Annotated in this window: 14 protein-coding genes; 9 read left to right on the forward strand and 5 right to left on the reverse strand. The window is 43.8% G+C overall.

Translation table 11 applies throughout. From position 1 onward, the window contains the following. Positions 1–200: 200 nt before the first annotated feature. Positions 201–710 (forward strand): hypothetical protein, encoded by a 510-nt coding sequence (locus ICC18_RS00395; protein WP_188172412.1) that lies wholly within the window; start codon positions 201–203, stop codon positions 708–710. A gap of 3 nt (positions 711–713) precedes the next feature. Then, positions 714–1,082, forward strand: coding sequence for a DUF1801 domain-containing protein (locus ICC18_RS00400; protein ID WP_188172413.1), 369 nt, complete (start codon positions 714–716; stop codon positions 1,080–1,082). 184 nt (positions 1,083–1,266) lie between these two features. On the opposite strand, the gene ICC18_RS00405 is transcribed toward ICC18_RS00400, so the two are convergent. Next, the gene (locus tag ICC18_RS00405; RefSeq protein WP_188172414.1) at positions 1,267–1,626 is read right to left on the reverse strand and encodes a VOC family protein; all 360 of its coding nucleotides are present in this window, start codon (positions 1,624–1,626) and stop codon (positions 1,267–1,269) included. Positions 1,627–1,767: 141 nt separating this feature from the next. Here ICC18_RS00405 and ICC18_RS00410 point away from each other — a divergent pair, with 141 nt between their 5' ends. Both ICC18_RS00410 and ICC18_RS00415 read left to right on the forward strand, forming a co-directional pair. Further along, positions 1,768–2,340 (forward strand): TetR/AcrR family transcriptional regulator C-terminal domain-containing protein, encoded by a 573-nt coding sequence (locus ICC18_RS00410; protein ID WP_188172415.1) that lies wholly within the window; start codon positions 1,768–1,770, stop codon positions 2,338–2,340. Between the two features lie 670 nt (positions 2,341–3,010). After that, positions 3,011–3,427: a VOC family protein gene (locus ICC18_RS00415; RefSeq protein WP_188172416.1), complete on the forward strand. Its 417-nt coding sequence runs from the start codon at positions 3,011–3,013 to the stop codon at positions 3,425–3,427. Positions 3,428–3,581: 154 nt separating this feature from the next. Here the strand turns inward: ICC18_RS00415 and pdxR are convergent, their stop codons facing one another. Further along, on the reverse strand, positions 3,582–5,009 hold the full coding sequence (gene pdxR / locus ICC18_RS00420) for a MocR-like pyridoxine biosynthesis transcription factor PdxR (RefSeq protein WP_188172417.1): 1,428 nt from the start codon (positions 5,007–5,009) through the stop codon (positions 3,582–3,584). A 160-nt stretch (positions 5,010–5,169) separates the two neighbouring features. On the opposite strand from pdxR, the gene ICC18_RS00425 reads away from it, so the two are divergent. Together ICC18_RS00425 and ICC18_RS00430 are read left to right on the forward strand one after the other, a co-directional pair. Beyond that, on the forward strand, positions 5,170–5,571 hold the full coding sequence (locus ICC18_RS00425) for a DoxX family protein (protein WP_188172418.1): 402 nt from the start codon (positions 5,170–5,172) through the stop codon (positions 5,569–5,571). A 220-nt stretch (positions 5,572–5,791) separates the two neighbouring features. Then, on the forward strand, positions 5,792–6,436 hold the full coding sequence (locus ICC18_RS00430; RefSeq protein ID WP_188172419.1) for an MBL fold metallo-hydrolase: 645 nt from the start codon (positions 5,792–5,794) through the stop codon (positions 6,434–6,436). A gap of 95 nt (positions 6,437–6,531) precedes the next feature. Here ICC18_RS00430 and ICC18_RS00435 read toward each other — a convergent pair whose 3' ends face one another. Beyond that, positions 6,532–6,960: an SRPBCC family protein gene (locus ICC18_RS00435; protein WP_188172420.1), complete on the reverse strand. Its 429-nt coding sequence runs from the start codon at positions 6,958–6,960 to the stop codon at positions 6,532–6,534. A gap of 127 nt (positions 6,961–7,087) precedes the next feature. Beyond that, positions 7,088–8,083 carry an SMP-30/gluconolactonase/LRE family protein gene (locus ICC18_RS00440; protein ID WP_188172421.1) on the reverse strand — a complete coding sequence of 332 codons (996 nt, stop codon included), beginning with the start codon at positions 8,081–8,083 and terminating at the stop codon, positions 7,088–7,090. A gap of 320 nt (positions 8,084–8,403) precedes the next feature. Here ICC18_RS00440 and ICC18_RS00445 point away from each other — a divergent pair, with 320 nt between their 5' ends. The 3 genes from ICC18_RS00445 (at position 8,404) to ICC18_RS00455 (ending at position 14,000) form a co-directional block, all read left to right on the forward strand. Continuing rightward, positions 8,404–9,495: a hypothetical protein gene (locus ICC18_RS00445; RefSeq protein ID WP_188172422.1), complete on the forward strand. Its 1,092-nt coding sequence runs from the start codon at positions 8,404–8,406 to the stop codon at positions 9,493–9,495. Beyond that, positions 9,419–13,441, forward strand: coding sequence for an FIVAR domain-containing protein (locus tag ICC18_RS00450; RefSeq protein WP_188172423.1), 4,023 nt, complete (start codon positions 9,419–9,421; stop codon positions 13,439–13,441). The genes ICC18_RS00445 and ICC18_RS00450 overlap by 77 nt, the downstream gene beginning before the upstream one ends. 136 nt (positions 13,442–13,577) lie before the next feature. Then, positions 13,578–14,000 (forward strand): VOC family protein, encoded by a 423-nt coding sequence (locus ICC18_RS00455; RefSeq protein ID WP_188173168.1) that lies wholly within the window; start codon positions 13,578–13,580, stop codon positions 13,998–14,000. A gap of 132 nt (positions 14,001–14,132) precedes the next feature. Here the strand turns inward: ICC18_RS00455 and ICC18_RS00460 are convergent, their stop codons facing one another. Then, complete coding sequence (locus tag ICC18_RS00460; RefSeq protein ID WP_188172424.1) at positions 14,133–16,118, reverse strand: 5'-nucleotidase C-terminal domain-containing protein; 1,986 nt, start codon at positions 16,116–16,118, stop codon at positions 14,133–14,135. Between the last annotated feature and the right edge of the window lie 24 nt (positions 16,119–16,142).

The raw sequence follows: 16,142 nt of genomic DNA on the forward strand, positions 1-16,142 counted from the left end.
ACACCTGAAGAAGATGCGTTTCTGGATGATCCGTAATATTCACGACTAAAAGGTGTTGTCTTAAAAGCCAGCTCTAATGGGACTCGTTAGCTCCATAAAGAACCAGAACGAGGCTGCCGTAACGATCGGTAGCCTCCATACGTTAACTGACAGAATTCTATAATAAAGAAAGTAGTTATCTGATGTTCGAGGTGATCTTTTTGAAGAAGCGCTATCCGTGGCTAAGTGTTACCTTCTTGTCGTGCTGGCTGTTCAGCGGATTCTATCTGATAACTTTTATTGTAACAGGGACTAGCTATAGCCTGATCTCGACGGAGCCGGCTGACCAATCCCGGGAATTTTCCTCGATCTATTACGGTGTAATGTTCTCAGTTCTACCTTACCTGCCTATGGGCGTTTTGCTTTTCAATTACGTGGGACGGCGGCCGCTCATCCTGGCTGTTCATACGGTAGGGATAGGGTTCCTATTAGAGAAGGTAGCATTCGTCTATCTTGGTACGTTATTAGGCACAGGGTACCCGTGGTATGGACGTAACTTTCCTTGGAATGGACATGCCGTACTCTGCGAGGAACTGCCTATGTACTGCGGTGCTAACTACGTCTGGAATTATTACATATGGGGGACAGCTATCGCTCTCGGGATGTTCTGGTTTGGGAGCTATTTGATATTTTGGACAGGATTCAACGATCATTATTTAAAAAGGAGATAATTAATGGTTGATAAGATAAGAGAAATTGAAGAGGTTAATCAGTTTATTTTGGATTTACCAAAAGATATTCAAAACATTACAGTTACTTTAAGAAAAATCATTCTTAATTCTTCGCCAGAACTTAAAGAAGAGTTTAAATGGTCTATGCCTAATTATTCTTATAATGGATTAGTTTGTTATCTTCAAACTGCCAAAAAACATGTTAATATTGGTTTTCATAAAGGTGATGAACTCCAAGACAAAGACGTTAATAAGTTATTACAGGGTACAGGAAAAACACTGAGACATATTAGAATAAAAAAGATGGAGGAAGTTCAACCAGAAGCCTTCACCTCACTTATTCAAGAAGCAGTGAGATTGAATGAGAAATAACGTAATAAAGGAGTTATTTTAAAATAGCTCCTTTTTCTTTTTTGCACAACTAAAACACATCTAGCTTGGTGAGTGAGAGAGCACTAATTAAGTTTCCGGAGCCTACTTTTAATGAAAAGTGGTAATTCAATAAACCTGCCCTTTATTTTTTTTCATAAAGCGAGCAGATAAAGAAGGGGACAACTTAAAGGTTAAAGCAGGTCACCTCAAACAGGATTCCGCCAAGAGCAGTGAAGTACAGGGTGTAACCATTCCTTACTATTCTGGGCTCATGCTCCGTTGGGATGTTGGCTTCTATAAGTTTCGTGTAGAATTGATCCACATCAGACTTGGTTTCAACATAAAACCCTAGATGAAAGTCTTTTGGGTACGTGCATACCTCTTTTGGATTTGACTGCAGAACCAGAGTAAACCCATTCCTATCAGTCATCACGGCAATGACATCCCCTTTTTGATCTAACAATTGAAAGTCGAAAAGATTGTGAAAAATTTCTCTTGCCTCTGACAGATTGTTTACACATAGATTCAAGTGGTTCAGTTTCATTCGATTCTCTCCTCTTATTATTATATTTTTATGTAAATTGAAAGCTTCTTTCCTTGAACAACGGGCACTGATTGTCTAAAGCGTTAAGTGATCATCCCTTGAAATTAAAAGTTCACACTTTATCTAATGACGTTAGATTAATTGAGGAAAATCGCAGATCACTTGCATGTGAAAACAGCCTCCTTATATTATCATGTCAAAGACAAGGAACAGTTGATGCAGCTACTCACAGATAAGATAAGCGGGGAATTGGTTTGGCCGGAAACGTCTTTACCATGGGAAGAGCAGGTATATCAATGGGCGGATCAGTTCAGAAAGGTTCTGCTCGCGCACAAAAACGCGGTAGAGTTGTTTAATCAAACGATTGCCGTGGGATATGAGCGGTTAACACAAATCGAAAAACTATATCAATTACTCGTCTCGGCAGGCTTTTCTGACCCCCAGGTTCCGTGGATCGCGTCTATGCTGAAAAATTATGTCCTTGGTTTTGTAGCCGAAGAGGTTCGCCTGAATGCTATTGCCGGGAAGGAGCATTCTTCATATGAGGAATTGGGAGATAAGCCGAACGGGTCTGCACCTCGAAATAACGGCAAGGGACAGTGGGATTGGCGATGCAAGAGACAAAGTTACGGGACTGGAGAAAACCGGCGAAGGTCGGAGAAAGCGTTAAGATTTGGTTTGCAGGATATGAGGTCGGACCGGAGAAAAGAGTGACGAAGGTCGTCATCGAACGTTAATAGAATCGCTCAACTAATGAGGAACTAGAGCTCAATAAAAATAAAGTAAAGGCAGCTGGTATTATTGTTCGGCTGCCTTCGTTACGTTAACGGCAGAAGAGCGTGATGTTAAAGAAGATGAGGATGAAGTTTTTGTTATTGCAGAGTTTTTAACTCGCTTACTCAATAAGGCAAATTCCCAAAAAGTTTATTTTTTCGAGGGAGAATGTTCTACTCTTTGCAGAAGAACTCATTGAAAAACTGACGGGCTTAAATGATTTACTACAGGAAAATGGTTTAAAGACATATCATAACAAATTGCATTGTTTCAAATATGCATTCAAGATTATTGAGTTTACAAAATGAGAGCTAAGAGGAAGGTGGTTGCTTGAATGATCCAGTTATGGAAAAGTGTTACAGGGTTATTCAGTGGGGGGAGGAGTATTTAAATGAAACGATTCCAATTAATACTGGTTATTTTTGTTACGCTACTTTCTGGTTGCAAAGCTGATACAGAAGAAACATTCGCTTGAGCAGGAAGCAGCCGCTGAAACCGGGCTCTGATCTGTCTTTAATTATGTTTCAAAACTGACCATTCCTGAAAGGGCTGTTTTATTTTAAAGTGATGAAGTAAAAGGAATATATTTGGAAAGAAGGATGAGCAAACAATGACGTACAAACCAAGTCAGACTTACGTAAACCTTCCGGTGAAAGATCTGAATCAGACGAAGGAATTTTTCAGCAGTATCGGTTTCGAGTTTAATCCGCAGTTTTCCGACGAAAATGCGGCCTGCCTAGTAATCAATGACAATACCTTCGTTCAGATGCTTTTGGAGTCGTATTTCCAAACATTCATCAACAAGCCGGTAGCCGATGTCCCCAGCGCTGCTGCAGGGATTATCGCGCTATCCGCAGACAGCAGGGCCCATGTGGACGAACTGGCGGACAAGGCGTTGTCCGCGGGAGGCAAGCAAACCCAAGAACCGAAGGACCATGGCTTCATGTACGTCAGAAGCTTCGAGGACCTGAATGGGCATCTGTGGGAAATTGCTTATATGGACATGAACGCCTTCTCTCAGGCGTAAGTTCGTGCATTCACTGCTAAAGGTTAAGTGATTGTTTCACTTAGCCTTTTATTATATCGAAGTCGTGTTCAGAAACCGGCTATGTTTTAACGAAGGGTGTTCATTACAACGCTGTCGCATATCTGCACCTATGAACTGGAGAACCAGCATATCCTCACGACCAAACTCTGGCCCAAGCTTTTTTTAACAACAGGATTCCTTCTTCCATGGCGCTTTCACTTATGCCAGCAAACCCGAGGTAAATCTCTGGATATTCCGGCTCAACCCAATTTATCCACGAGTGCCGAAAATCATACACCTTTACTCCGTACTCCGCGGCCATTTTTAGCAATTCTTCGGTAGGCAAATGTGTCTTCAGCTCCATCCGGATATGAAGCCCGGCGCTGTGTCCCGTAATTTTTGCCTTGTTTGAAAAGTGGGATTCGATGAGTTCCAACAAACGTTGGTGCTTTCTTTGGTACGTATTGCGCATTTTCCGGACATGACGATACCAATGACCTTGTTCAATCAACGACGTCATCGCCCATTGCTCCACCCGCGAGGGGGCGTTAAGGATATGCTGGAGTTCCTCCAGTCGCTGTACCAGTTGAATCGGGAGAATTGTGTAGTTGATCCTGATGGCGGGCGTGAACGCTTTGGAGAAAGTACCCATGTAAATCACCCGGCCGTAGTGGTCAAGGCTCTGCAGCGAGGAAATCGGTTTCCCGAAATACCGAAATTCCCCGTCATAATCATCTTCAATGATGTAAGCATCAGCGGTTCTGGCCCATTCGAGCAAATATTCCCTCTCAGAATAAGGCATGACCGCCCCGGTCGGGAGCTGGTGCGAGGGCGTTACATAGACGGCCTGGGCTCCGCTCGCCTCCAAGGCTTCCAGAGATATCCCTTTCTCTCCGACGGGGATCGGAAGCATATGGAATCCGTTTAGGGCGAACACTTCCCTGACCTGTACATAACCGGGTTCCTCATGGGCGATCCGCCCAATCCCTTTTAGGAGATGAACAATCAGGCCAATACTGTACGCAATACCGGAGCCAATTATAACTTGTTCCGGCGAACAAACGACGCCCCGGGATTTCCTCAAATAATCTGCGAGTACGGCGCGTAATGTATATTCTCCTTGGGTATCGCCGTATTTGCTGATGTCGGCCGAATGATTCTCGATAGCTTCATTTATCATTTTCCGCCATATGCGGACGGGGAACATCTCATTGTCCACGCCGGCAGGCTTGAAGTCGAACCGGATGTCCTGCGCGGCTATAGATTGGCTTGGGATCGGGTTTTGCACGTCGCCTTGTTGACGCAAATCAATCGATGGCCGGAATGCCGGCCAGTTTTCATGCGGGTTGACCGCAAAAATTCCTGAACGTGACTTGCTGACAATATAGCCTTCGGACAAAAGCATTTGGAATGCGGTTTCGATGGGAGTTTTGCTGATGTTCAACTGTTGATGCAGAGACCGGATGGAAGGCAGTCGGGTACCGTTCCGAATTACGCCGCTTCGGATGTGGTTCCGCATTTGCGTATAGAGTTGAAGATAGAGAGGCTGGCCGGATAAATCTGACAGAAGGATCTCGAACATCGGATAATCACTGCCTTTTAAAAAATAGGTAATCTGATTCTTGTAAAGGTCAGTTCTATTATACGACAAATGAGGTTACTGGAAAACTGACTGTCTCAGAGAGGAAAATGAGATATTAAAAACAAAAAAAACAATTAAAGCTTAAAGGAGTGTTTACCAGATGAAATGGATAGTTCGAATTTTGCAAGGTTTATTGGCGTTGAATTTTCTAATTGCCGGAGCATCTAAGATCTTTTCAACCGAGGATCAAATCAGGGAGTTGTTCACCGATAAGCTGGGTACGCCGGTCGCCTTGATCTACACCGTCGGTGTATTTGAGACTCTGGCGGCGCTGTCTCTGATCGCCGGCTACCGCAGTCGGAAATGGGCGGTCGCCTCGATCGCCGTAATGTTTGTCATCCTGATCGGTGCAACCGTGACAAATCTTGCCGCAAGCCGCGTCGCGGATGCATTGGCTCCCTTTGCGGTCCTAGTTTTTGTAGTTGTCCTCTCTTACCTTAAGCGAGATTTGTTAAAGAGCGGCCGTCTCATGACCGGAACGAATCCGACCGCGTCCAAGTAATGTCGAAGGGTGGTTTACCAGATTAAGGATCGGTTGTCCGGCGATGAAGCGGTCAGAGATCCTGCGGCTAAGCGGCTGCTGTGGATGATCGGAAAGCGTACTGCGTATAAACTAACGAAAATCTCCAGATAGAGCAAGAAAAAATAAAGTGACTGGGGAGATGTTCAGTTGCTTGATTTTAATAATTTTAAATTAATTGCATAGTAAGGAGAATTTTAGTATGAAAATAAAATGGTTTGGACATTCAACTTTTTTACTGACATCCGAAGGAGGAACCAGGATTCTCATTGATCCATACTATCGCTTCATCCGCTACCGTATGCCGATTATTGAACCAGATATAGTTGCCGTTACACATAATCATTTTGATCACAATAAAATTCAAGCTGCAACAGGTGATTACTTGCTTGTTAATGAGCCAAAAGTATACATCCGCGATGATGTAAGAATTAGTGGATTTAAGACATTCCATGACAAGGTTAATGGTGAGAAGAGAGGCCTCAATATTATATATCGTTTCCAAATGAACGGTCTAATTATCTGTCATTGTGGAGATTTAGGGCATCTATTATCAGAAGAACAAGTAAATGAAATTGGAAAAGTAGATATTCTCATGATTCCCGTAGGAGGTACATTCACAATTAATGCACTTGAAGCTACTCAAGTAATGCGTCAATTGAAACCTACTATTACAATTCCTATGCACTATAGAACAAAGGCATTGTCGGTTGTTGGCTTGATGTTTTCAAAGGTAGATAAGTTTCTTCAGATTTCCGGACATCGAACCACCGAAGTTAAGACATTGGATATTTCCAAAGAAAATTTGTCAGAATATGCTGGGGTTGTAACTATGCTGTATGAATGAATTTAAGGCTATATTTTTAACATAAAAAAACCTTCCGAAAGGAAGGCTTCAATATTTATTATTCAACCGGCATGTTAGATTCTTCCTACCCTAATTTACTTTGAAAGCTCACAATATTTTTTGAAATTGTCAAGAAAAGCCTGCCAGCCTGCTTGTTGCATCTCAATGGAATTGGTGGCTTCAGCTTCAAAATCTTCAATTACCTTAGTGTCGTTTTCTTGGCTAATAAATGAAATCGCAACTTTTCTTCCATCTCCAAGAGTGTAAGAAATGAATTCGTATATTCTAATTTCATCATAAATGCCTCCAAAATCAAATCCAAAGCTTCCATCTTTTGCTTCCATTCTTGTAAAAAATCTTCCGCCAACCCTTAAATCATTTTCGGCAATTGGTGCATGCCATTCATCAGAAGCAAAAGACCAATTTGTAATATGGTGTGGTTCTGTCCAATGTTCCCACACTTTTTCAACTGGTGCATGGACTGTGGTTTCTACCGTAATTGTTACTTTTTCACCTGTTTCCATAATAATTACCGCCTCACTATGATAAATTTAGAACTATGGTATATTATACCATTAAACTAACGCAGAACTATAATTAAATAAAAATGAATGGACGAAGCTGCCGGCACGATCGGCAGTTTCATCAGATTCATTGCTGATCGCCGTGTTTTTTCAACAATTCGATCTTGGCGATGGAGGCTCCGATTCCGGGCTGGTTAGGCGAATTGGCTCCTCTGGCGATGTCAAAGTTGCTGGCATATAAGGTTTCTCCAACAAAATGCAGACTGGCCGGAAACTCCAGCGGTCCTTGATTGTTATTTGCCGTAATCTCGGTGACTTTGCCTGCTTGGGTCACTTTCACAATGGCATTGCGCTCGTTGGCCGCCACATATAAGTTGCTATCCGGACCGAAAGCGATACCGTCCGCTCCATACAGCAGGGGATCCTTGGCGAACAGCTCGACTTCTCCAAAGGTGCCGTCCTTCTCAATCCTAACGCGATTGATTTCGCCGGAGCTGGTATTGGCTATGTACAACCGTCCGTCCCGGCCGAAAGCCAATCCGTTGACGGTAATGAGCTGTTGCGGCCGCTCGGCTGCAATCCCGCTTGCCCACACGGTTCGTTCCCCTTGCGGGGAGACGACGTAAATATTGCCCGTAGCACCGCCGCTGACATACAAATTTCCTTCGCGGTCAAATGCCAATCCGTTCGCTCCGTCGACATCCTGGACAAACGTTTCCACTAGTCCGGTCTTGAATGGGCCGTATGCCAGCGTATCTGCCGAGATACGCAGAATGACGCCATCTACGCCGGCTCCTCCACCGCTTGCCATATACAGATTTCCTTGTTCATCGAACGCCATGCCAGTTGCGGGTCTCGGAAGAATCGTCAGTTCTTCGACTTCACCTGTTCCGGGTATGATGCGAAACAACCGTCTCGAATCCAAATCGATCGTGTATAAGCGCCCCTGCTCGTCACCTGTAAGTCCTTCGATCCTCATCCCCGCTGCGCTGACCGGATCCAAATCCACCGCGATCGACACTTCTGCAGCTCTAAATTTCCCATCCGAAGCAAACATCGCAGGCGCCACCGCAGCCCCTCCCATCATCGCCACCACCACAGCCAACATTAGCTTTTTCTTCATATGAATCTCCTCCTTTTTTCCAATTTATCTCAAAAGCATGAAAGGAACCAGTGACTTGCGAACCATATCATAAGTAATCGCAACAAACCAATGAATCTCTTAAAAAATAGCAGTTATAACTTAAAAATCATACATCCAATAAAATAATTATGCATGCTATAGTTAAAACTTGTAAGCGTATTCTTTGGGTGAGGTATTCTTAAAACCAAGGAATGAGAGGAGTAGAGATAAACAGGAGGTGAGAACTTAAGGGTTGTAATTTGGATTAAACTATGCTTGTAAAGCATTCGTATGTTTTCAGAAAAATAAGGAGGATTATCATGCAGAGTAAACGTAAAGAAATCTTCAGCCTTTTGAGGATGATATCCAAACATGCAAAACGCGTTTTGGCTGTGAGTCTTATTGTGACATTGGTTCTGCCTGTAACTGTACCAGTTCAATCTGGTACGGTCTATGCTGAGGCCAATCAAACAGCGGGTTATTATATGGATAAAATTGTTTTCGGCAATACGGAATCAGAACAAGAACACAATTTTGAGGGCGACTTTACAAACGTTATAAGCGGCGGTTTAGGTGAATCTGCGCGGGTATCTCTACCACGTATTCCAGAGGACATACAAGGCGGAGAGTTGACTTTTACCATGAATGTCGATCCTGTTGCCCAAAACTATTTCACGTTGAAGTTTTGGGGAGATGATGCTTCATCGTATAAAAGTATTGTCTACATCAATGGTGAACAAATTGGTTATCGCCGTAATGGCGATTACGAAGCGATCAATATCGGTATAAGCAAAGGTCTGCCAAATCGTTTTTACTATAATACGATCATGCTTCCTCTGGAAGCTACGCAAGGACAAGAAACCGTCCAGATCATTGTTAGAACGTTCAGCGGGGACTTTGGCGGTAAAGTTAACATGCTATCAAGAGGTTACTATAACGCTTATACCCATACTCAGTCCTACTTGAATGTAAATGGAGAAACACAAGGCGTAAAATTTCAGGATGAAAATTCGCTTTTAAGAGCCGATATAACGGACTCGGATAAGCAAGCCATCATCGATGGTTATACGCAAAGTCAGATTAAGCTTTTTAACGATCACTCAGCCACGGTGGACAGAAGCGCCGGAGCTAAACTATCGATCGTTCGATATGAAGACGATCTGAGATTTTATGCGAATGCATTGCATTATGACTGGTCTCCTGCCAAAACACCGGAACTAAAGAAAGCGGCGCTGGAGCGTATTTTCAAAGTGATTGACAATCATGTCAAGGATTATTATGGAAACACAAGAATAGTGACAAGAGGCGGACATCAGGGCGACTGGGGCGGATATTATGGCGCATTGGGCGAAGCGTTTTGCGTTCCAGGCTTTGCTCGATCAACCCTTTATCACGGGGGCCGTCGCCGGTGAATACTCTCTTGCAGGTGTTGACTGGGATGGTGGTCAATTATCACGCCGGGAAGCATGGGAACGAGTGCTGAAAGCAAATTTTGATTTTGCCCGTTCACGACTGTCCTATATTTATAATCAGGTCATGTATACTTACGAAGGCGCCTGGGAAGCTCATGAGGGATTACGTATCATTGGCTCTAGATTCTTCGAAGGCAAGGAACGAAGCCATCAAATTTTGCTTGAATCTCTAGGGACCAGGCCGTTCCTGGGAGAAGAAGTGCTGGTAGGCCCGAACGGCGAAGAGCTGGATTTGTATCATTCCCTGTTCTATCATGACCAAACGGCCAGATTTACGAATGATTATTTGCAAATTGTCGCCAAAGGACTGGCAAAAAGCAAGCTGGATTCAAATGGAGAGGTAGTCAGACGCTTGCCATACGGCAAACATTACACGGGCATTACGGAAGCCGGTCAAACAAGAGAAAATGGCTATGTGGCAAATTATGGCGAGTCAACGAACTATTTGCCGGAATATTTCTTCAAAACGTTATTTAACGGCGGAGATGAACAATTAAATAACGAAATATTGAAATTGGCATTAAAAAATCTGCATGCCAGAGGATTTACACGCTATGCAAGTGCGGATGACGACGGAAAAAGAATCATGAGAATGGAACAAGTCATTGATGAACGGAATGCTACATATCCAGGGAATTCCGGTTACGGAATAAGAGTAAATGAAGGAAAAGCCTTGTTGTACGCGTCACTGGAAATGTATATGGCTCAAAATGAACAAAAATATAGCGATCCGGAATGGGATCTCTACTGGGAATATGCCAAAGAAGCAGTAGGTTTTGCGCAGCAGCAGCTGGCCGACCATCAGTATTTTAACTATTTCAGCAGCACAACAGCCAAAAAAAATAAAACCGATTATTTGTTGGCTGATACGTATAAATACATTACCGAAACTCGTGCCGGTTATGATCGATTTGACAGCCTGAGAGCCGGAGTTGTTCTTCCACAAACTGATTTTGATTATTATACACAAGAAGAAATTTCCGAACTGGGCGTGAACCCAAGCAGCTATGAGCAGTTTGCTTGGACGGATATCGATAATATGTTCATCTCGATGCGGGACGGCGACCTTCGTATTTTTGCGCACCTGAATGAACGCAATAAAGGCTATAGCGGAAACGGCAGGCTTCATGTGTTGAACGACCGCTATGACAATATTGTACAAATCGCGACCAACGGCAAATTTCAATATCAAGATTATTATACGCGAATGGGCAATATCGATATCGATTTTTTCGATGACCAACTGACGAATGGCGGTATAGCTCCTCAGTCTCTTGCAGGAGAAATTATACCGGTTACTTATCAACCCGGTGTCGGTAAAACGGATCGCGATAATTTTGAGTCTGACACTCCTTATGCCGGTTATCCAGATCTACTGACTGCAAGATACGGGAAGTATTTGATGGTTTTCAATACAACCCGTGACGAGTATGGGAATAAACAATCCTTTGATGTGAAGATACCGGCAGATTATAAAGGGACTACCGTATTGGATCTGGTATCGGGAAAACAAATTCCGGTAGCGAAAAACGGAAAAGTGACGATACCGCCAAAATCTTCGATGGTGTTGAAATTAACATCCGATTTTCACAAAGATCCGGAGCCTTTTACCGTTAATTTTGTTCATGCATTAGCAGGTAACGGTTATGCGGGAATTACCTGGAAGACGACGGCTGGGGCAGAATCCTATACGGTCAAACGTTCGGAATCGGAAAATGGTAAATACGAAGTAATTGCAACCGGAATAAAGGGCAATTATTATAAAGATTCGACTGCCCAAAATGGTAAAGCATATTACTATAAAGTAGCTGCTGTGAATCAGATTGGAGCAGGAGATGATTCCTATCGCGCTAAGCTTGATTTAACGGCACCGGTATCGTGGCTTGGCGAAACGATATGGCGTGACGATCGCATTGGCGATATTTCGGCAGGCAGAGCAACGGTTAACGGAGCTTCAATTGCTATCCAATCCGTTAATGGCAAAGGTTTAGGCGATGGCGATGATCATAATATTTATAAAAGAGATATTCATGATTCTTTGCATTATGTAAATCAAGTGACAGCAGGGAATAGTTTCATAAGTACTAAAATCGATTTATATGACGGGGCCGCAAGCGGAATTATGATGCGTGATAAATTGGATTCCAATGCACGTTATATTTATTTTGGCGCAGATCAAGATGGAAATCTCGTACTGCAGAACCGTACGAAAGATTCCAGACATACATTTACGGATCTCAAGATGAGTCCATTCAATGCCGGGCTCATAGGATTCCATGCGGACGATTTTCCGTATATTAAATTGGTACGCGACTACGATTCGCATTTCATTCATGCTTACGTGTCTAGGGACGGCACGGATTGGATCATGGTGAAGAAATTATTCACCCCATTCCCTTACGCAGTCTATGCGGGAATCACGACTGCGAAGAATGCGCAGTTCAGTGATGTAACCGTAGAAGAAACGGCTCGCGGTATCATTTATCCTTATCTTCAAAGAGTGAATAATGGCGTTTCTCTTTCCTGGAACAAACCGAAACAAGCCGTCAGCTTCAGTTTGTATCGCACCTATGATAAGGAGACCAGCTTAACAGATCTTGTATTTAAGGAAGGTACTACCGAGCTGGTGGAAGGCTCGCCATGGACCACTCTCGTTTCGAATTCGATGGTGATGTCATTTACTGACAAGGAGACGGGCTTTGAGGATTCACCGGGTTATAAAATTGCGGCTATCTATTTGGATGGAACGGTACGTATCTCCGATACGGTCTATCCTCCTGCTGAAACGGCACCGCCTTTAGTATCCGACATCAAGATAACCAACAATCCCGCAGGTTTTGCGGATACGATTGAAGTGTCGGGGCTGTCGGCAGGAAGTGTTGTGAAGGTATACAGTACACCTTTGAGTACTGCTGTTCTCGGAACAACCGTTACCGGAAGCACCTATGCAACCGTTACAGGAAGTACCTACGCGACCATTAGCATACCTCAAATCGGTGTGACCTCCGGCAAGCTGTATGTATCCGTAACAGCTCCGGGCAAACTGGAAAGTGCCAGGACAGCAAAGATTTATACTGGTGAAGATGGATTGATTACAATAAAGGTTGAAAAGGACGCTACGCTGCGATTTAACACTACTGCACCTGGCGGCAGTACGGAATTTACTATTCTTTCCAATGGAGCCGATTACGAAGCAAATAAAAGATATGGTATCGTTACATTTAACACCGTTCCGGATTTCAATGATGCGGACATTGAATCCGTAACGTTAAGAATGTATCGATACAATGGTAGAACGGCCACTATGAGAGCTCATCATATAGATTGGGATGACTGGGTCGAACCGGGAGCAAGCGGTACACTTGGGGCTCAATTGAAAAGTGAGTATTTTGGCGGAAATTCGCAAGCAATTGCTGCCTTCTTCGCAGGACAGTCTGCATCGGCCGGAATTAAGCCGGAAAATGCGTATACAATGCATAACATTAATGCGAGCTGGAATCTCAATGTGACAGAAATCTTGAAAGCCGAAAAAGGGAACAGAGCTACGTTCCTTTTGTCTGTACCAAGTGCTGAAGGTAATCCTGCGACAAAAGAATATGTTTCAGGAACAAGCAGCCCTGGTCAATACGGACCTTCATTAATCGTTCAATATAAGGTGAATAAAAACGTATTAATAGGATTAATTGCAGCAATCGAAACGTTGAATCCGAGCGATTACACATCCGAAAGCTGGAGTGCATTACAAGCTGGCTTAACAAGTGCTCGAGAGGTAGCGGCAAATACGGCTGTTTCTCAAACCGATGTTAATAAAGCTGCAACGAATCTTAACACTGCTATGGATGCATTGATGAATACGACCAATACGGGTATGGAAGCAAGTAGCTGAGTTGTATAGAGCATATTGCTCTAATGTTACAAGAGCAGTCTCTAAAAACGGCTATGGGTTATTCAAGATAGCAATCTAAAAGAAATCAAAGCATTATTTATTTGCTATGCTTGAAAAAAAAAGGAGATGATCAATGATGACAGTAAAACTTACCCCTTATTTAAATATGGAAGGGAACGCAAGGGAAGCTATTCAGTTTTATGAACAAGCAATAGGTGCCGAAGTCCTCACAATCATTACTTATGGAGATATGCCGGAAATGCCAAATACTTTCACTGATGATTTAAAGAATCTTGTGGCACACGCAAAGTTACGTGTTGGTGAAACGGAACTCATGGTTTCGGATGCTCCAAGCGGTTCGTCTATTCCAAAGGGTAAACAGGTAACCATTTGCCTTTCAACTAACAACATGGAAAAATCAAAACGATTTTTTGAAGCCTTACGGCAAGACGGTCAAGTAAATATGCCGTTTGAAGAAACCCCTTTTAGCCCAGGTTTTGGTGATGTAACTGACAAATTCGGCGTGACCTTTCAAATTTATACTGAAAGCCAAAGCTAAAAAATAAATGGTGTAGTGGAAAACGATAGTTAACATTTGAAGGGCTGCCGCGAGGCAGCCCTTTACTCGTGCGACGGGTTGAAGCTATCGATATAAAATCAGAAAATGATTTGACATAGCTCGTTCTTCATGTTATAGACTGAGTAGTGACCAAATCACATGAGCGATTTCGGCTCTTGTTGCTGTATCCTTAGGGGCAAAAAGATTTCCAGGTCTGCCGTTTAACAGGCCTTGTTTAGCCAAGCCGGATACGGCAGCTTTCACACCAATTGCAATCTGGGCATCATCTGCAAAAGGCGACTCTTCCGTCGATGCTAGTTGTTTACCGGTTTTGGTTTCATAGATCCACTTCATCATAAGCACCATCTCTTCACGAGTAAGCGGATTTTTCGGTTCCAGACCTTTCAAGCCACCTTCGTTTTCTAGTGCTTTTTGGTCCAGTACAAGAGCTTTAGCAAGGAAGTCGATAACCTCACCGCGTGTGACCATTTGATTTGGTGCAAAGCGCGCGTCGTCCACACCGCGGATGATTCCTTTGTTGCTCAGTCGATAAATATCCTGTGCTGCCCAATAGTCCGACGGGATGTCCGTAAATCCCTTCACATTGATGCGTCCTTCCTCTTTGGCTCGAATGGTTCCGCTTTTTTTAGCATATGCCACAAGAAGTTCAACATCTGTCAGGGCTTCGTTTGCTCCCACCACAGTTTTCGCATTGCCGAACATGGTATATTTATCTCCACCCGTGTACATATAGTTAGAGAGGGCTAATTTGTAGTTCTGCTGCTTGTTCAGAGGCTGACCGTTTATTGTAATCTTCTCGATTCGTTGACCTATCGGCTTGGTCGTGTCATATGTATAGGAGGTACCCGACGATACCTGAAGAAAACCGCCCGCGAGCTTATCGACCGCGGAAACGCTCGTTTCGAGTGCTGCAGCCACCATATCTCCGGTCACTTCTGCCACTACGATTTTGTTGCCGAACGGCAGAATCGATTTCGCGTCCTTGAGTGTAAAATTTCCTTTTGTGGAGCTAGCGCGGATGCCGCCGCCATTCGCAACCGCGATGTCGGTCTTGTAGTAATCCCGATAAGCATCAGCAATCAAGTTGCCAATTGCGGTTTCTTTGAATCGGGACTCATGGTTGTCCCCGTAGATCAAGTCACTCTCCGAATTGGCGATCGTCTTGCTCAATTCCTGGTCAAGTTTGGACTGGTATTCCTTGGCCAACCCGGCAAGCTGATCGTCTTCTTTTACAGCTTCGTCTACCTTCAGGATCTCATTGGTGAGAGTTAGTTGTCCGTCTGCTGCTTTACTGATATTTAAACGGATAATGGAACCCATATTGCCTTGGGGCGAGAAAATATACCTTTTTCCGGAACCGTCGAAATCATATACGAACGATTTTTCTTCCGCTTCTTCTTCCGTGAAGATAACGCGGATATCCGGTACCGCTTGTAAAAGCAACTTATCATCTTGAACAGACTCTTGGGTTAGCGCGACAATCAAATCTGGTTTTTGTTCTTTCTTCAACTTCTCAACAGTTGCTTTGGCGGATTCGATTACATCGGATTGCTTCACGTTCTCGTCCTGTATCGTTGTTTCCATCGCAGTAGTAAGACTGATGACGCCAATGCGGATACCCTGCTTCTCATATACCTGGTACTGCGGCACGTTACCGAACGGCTTACCGTCTTTGCCGATCAGGTTGGATGAGACCCAAGCGAACTTAGACGCTTTTACCAACTCAAGTGTATTGGCCGTACCCGCATCAAAGTCATGCTGGCCGAAGTTAGCGAGATCGATCGGGATTCGATTGAATGCTTCTACCATTGGAAACCCTTTGAATACACCTCCAAACAATGTCCCGCCGCCGAGATCACCCCCGAACGCGACGATTTTGTCTCCCTTTACGCTGTCGATCAATGTTTTAATCCGGGCCACACCACCACGGGTGCCGAGTTTATCGACAACGGGATTGATTTCATGACCGTCGTTGAAGTACAGAAACGAGACGTTGCCTGCAGTCAACGTTTCTGCGCTGACCGTTCCGCCGCTTCCTTGAGGCATGGCGAGGAGGATAGAGGAAAGTAGAATTACAGGAATGAGTTTTTTCTTCATGGAGTACCTCTTTCTTTTTTAGGT

This window comes from Paenibacillus sedimenti, from assembly GCF_014534655.1.
Taxonomy (GTDB): domain Bacteria; phylum Bacillota; class Bacilli; order Paenibacillales; family NBRC-103111; genus Paenibacillus_E; species Paenibacillus_E sedimenti.

Coding starts and splice junctions, on each gene's coding strand:
- ICC18_RS00400 (WP_188172413.1), top strand. CDS start 714: ATGGTTGATAAGATAAGAGAAATTGAAGAGGTTAATCAGTTTATTTTG.
- ICC18_RS00405 (WP_188172414.1), bottom strand. CDS start 1,626: ATGAAACTGAACCACTTGAATCTATGTGTAAACAATCTGTCAGAGGCA.
- ICC18_RS00415 (WP_188172416.1), top strand. CDS start 3,011: ATGACGTACAAACCAAGTCAGACTTACGTAAACCTTCCGGTGAAAGAT.
- pdxR (WP_188172417.1), bottom strand. CDS start 5,009: ATGTTCGAGATCCTTCTGTCAGATTTATCCGGCCAGCCTCTCTATCTT.
- ICC18_RS00425 (WP_188172418.1), top strand. CDS start 5,170: ATGAAATGGATAGTTCGAATTTTGCAAGGTTTATTGGCGTTGAATTTT.
- ICC18_RS00430 (WP_188172419.1), top strand. CDS start 5,792: ATGAAAATAAAATGGTTTGGACATTCAACTTTTTTACTGACATCCGAA.
- ICC18_RS00435 (WP_188172420.1), bottom strand. CDS start 6,960: ATGGAAACAGGTGAAAAAGTAACAATTACGGTAGAAACCACAGTCCAT.
- ICC18_RS00440 (WP_188172421.1), bottom strand. CDS start 8,083: ATGAAGAAAAAGCTAATGTTGGCTGTGGTGGTGGCGATGATGGGAGGG.
- ICC18_RS00445 (WP_188172422.1), top strand. CDS start 8,404: ATGCAGAGTAAACGTAAAGAAATCTTCAGCCTTTTGAGGATGATATCC.
- ICC18_RS00450 (WP_188172423.1), top strand. CDS start 9,419: ATGGCGCATTGGGCGAAGCGTTTTGCGTTCCAGGCTTTGCTCGATCAA.
- ICC18_RS00455 (WP_188173168.1), top strand. CDS start 13,578: ATGACAGTAAAACTTACCCCTTATTTAAATATGGAAGGGAACGCAAGG.
- ICC18_RS00460 (WP_188172424.1), bottom strand. CDS start 16,118: ATGAAGAAAAAACTCATTCCTGTAATTCTACTTTCCTCTATCCTCCTC.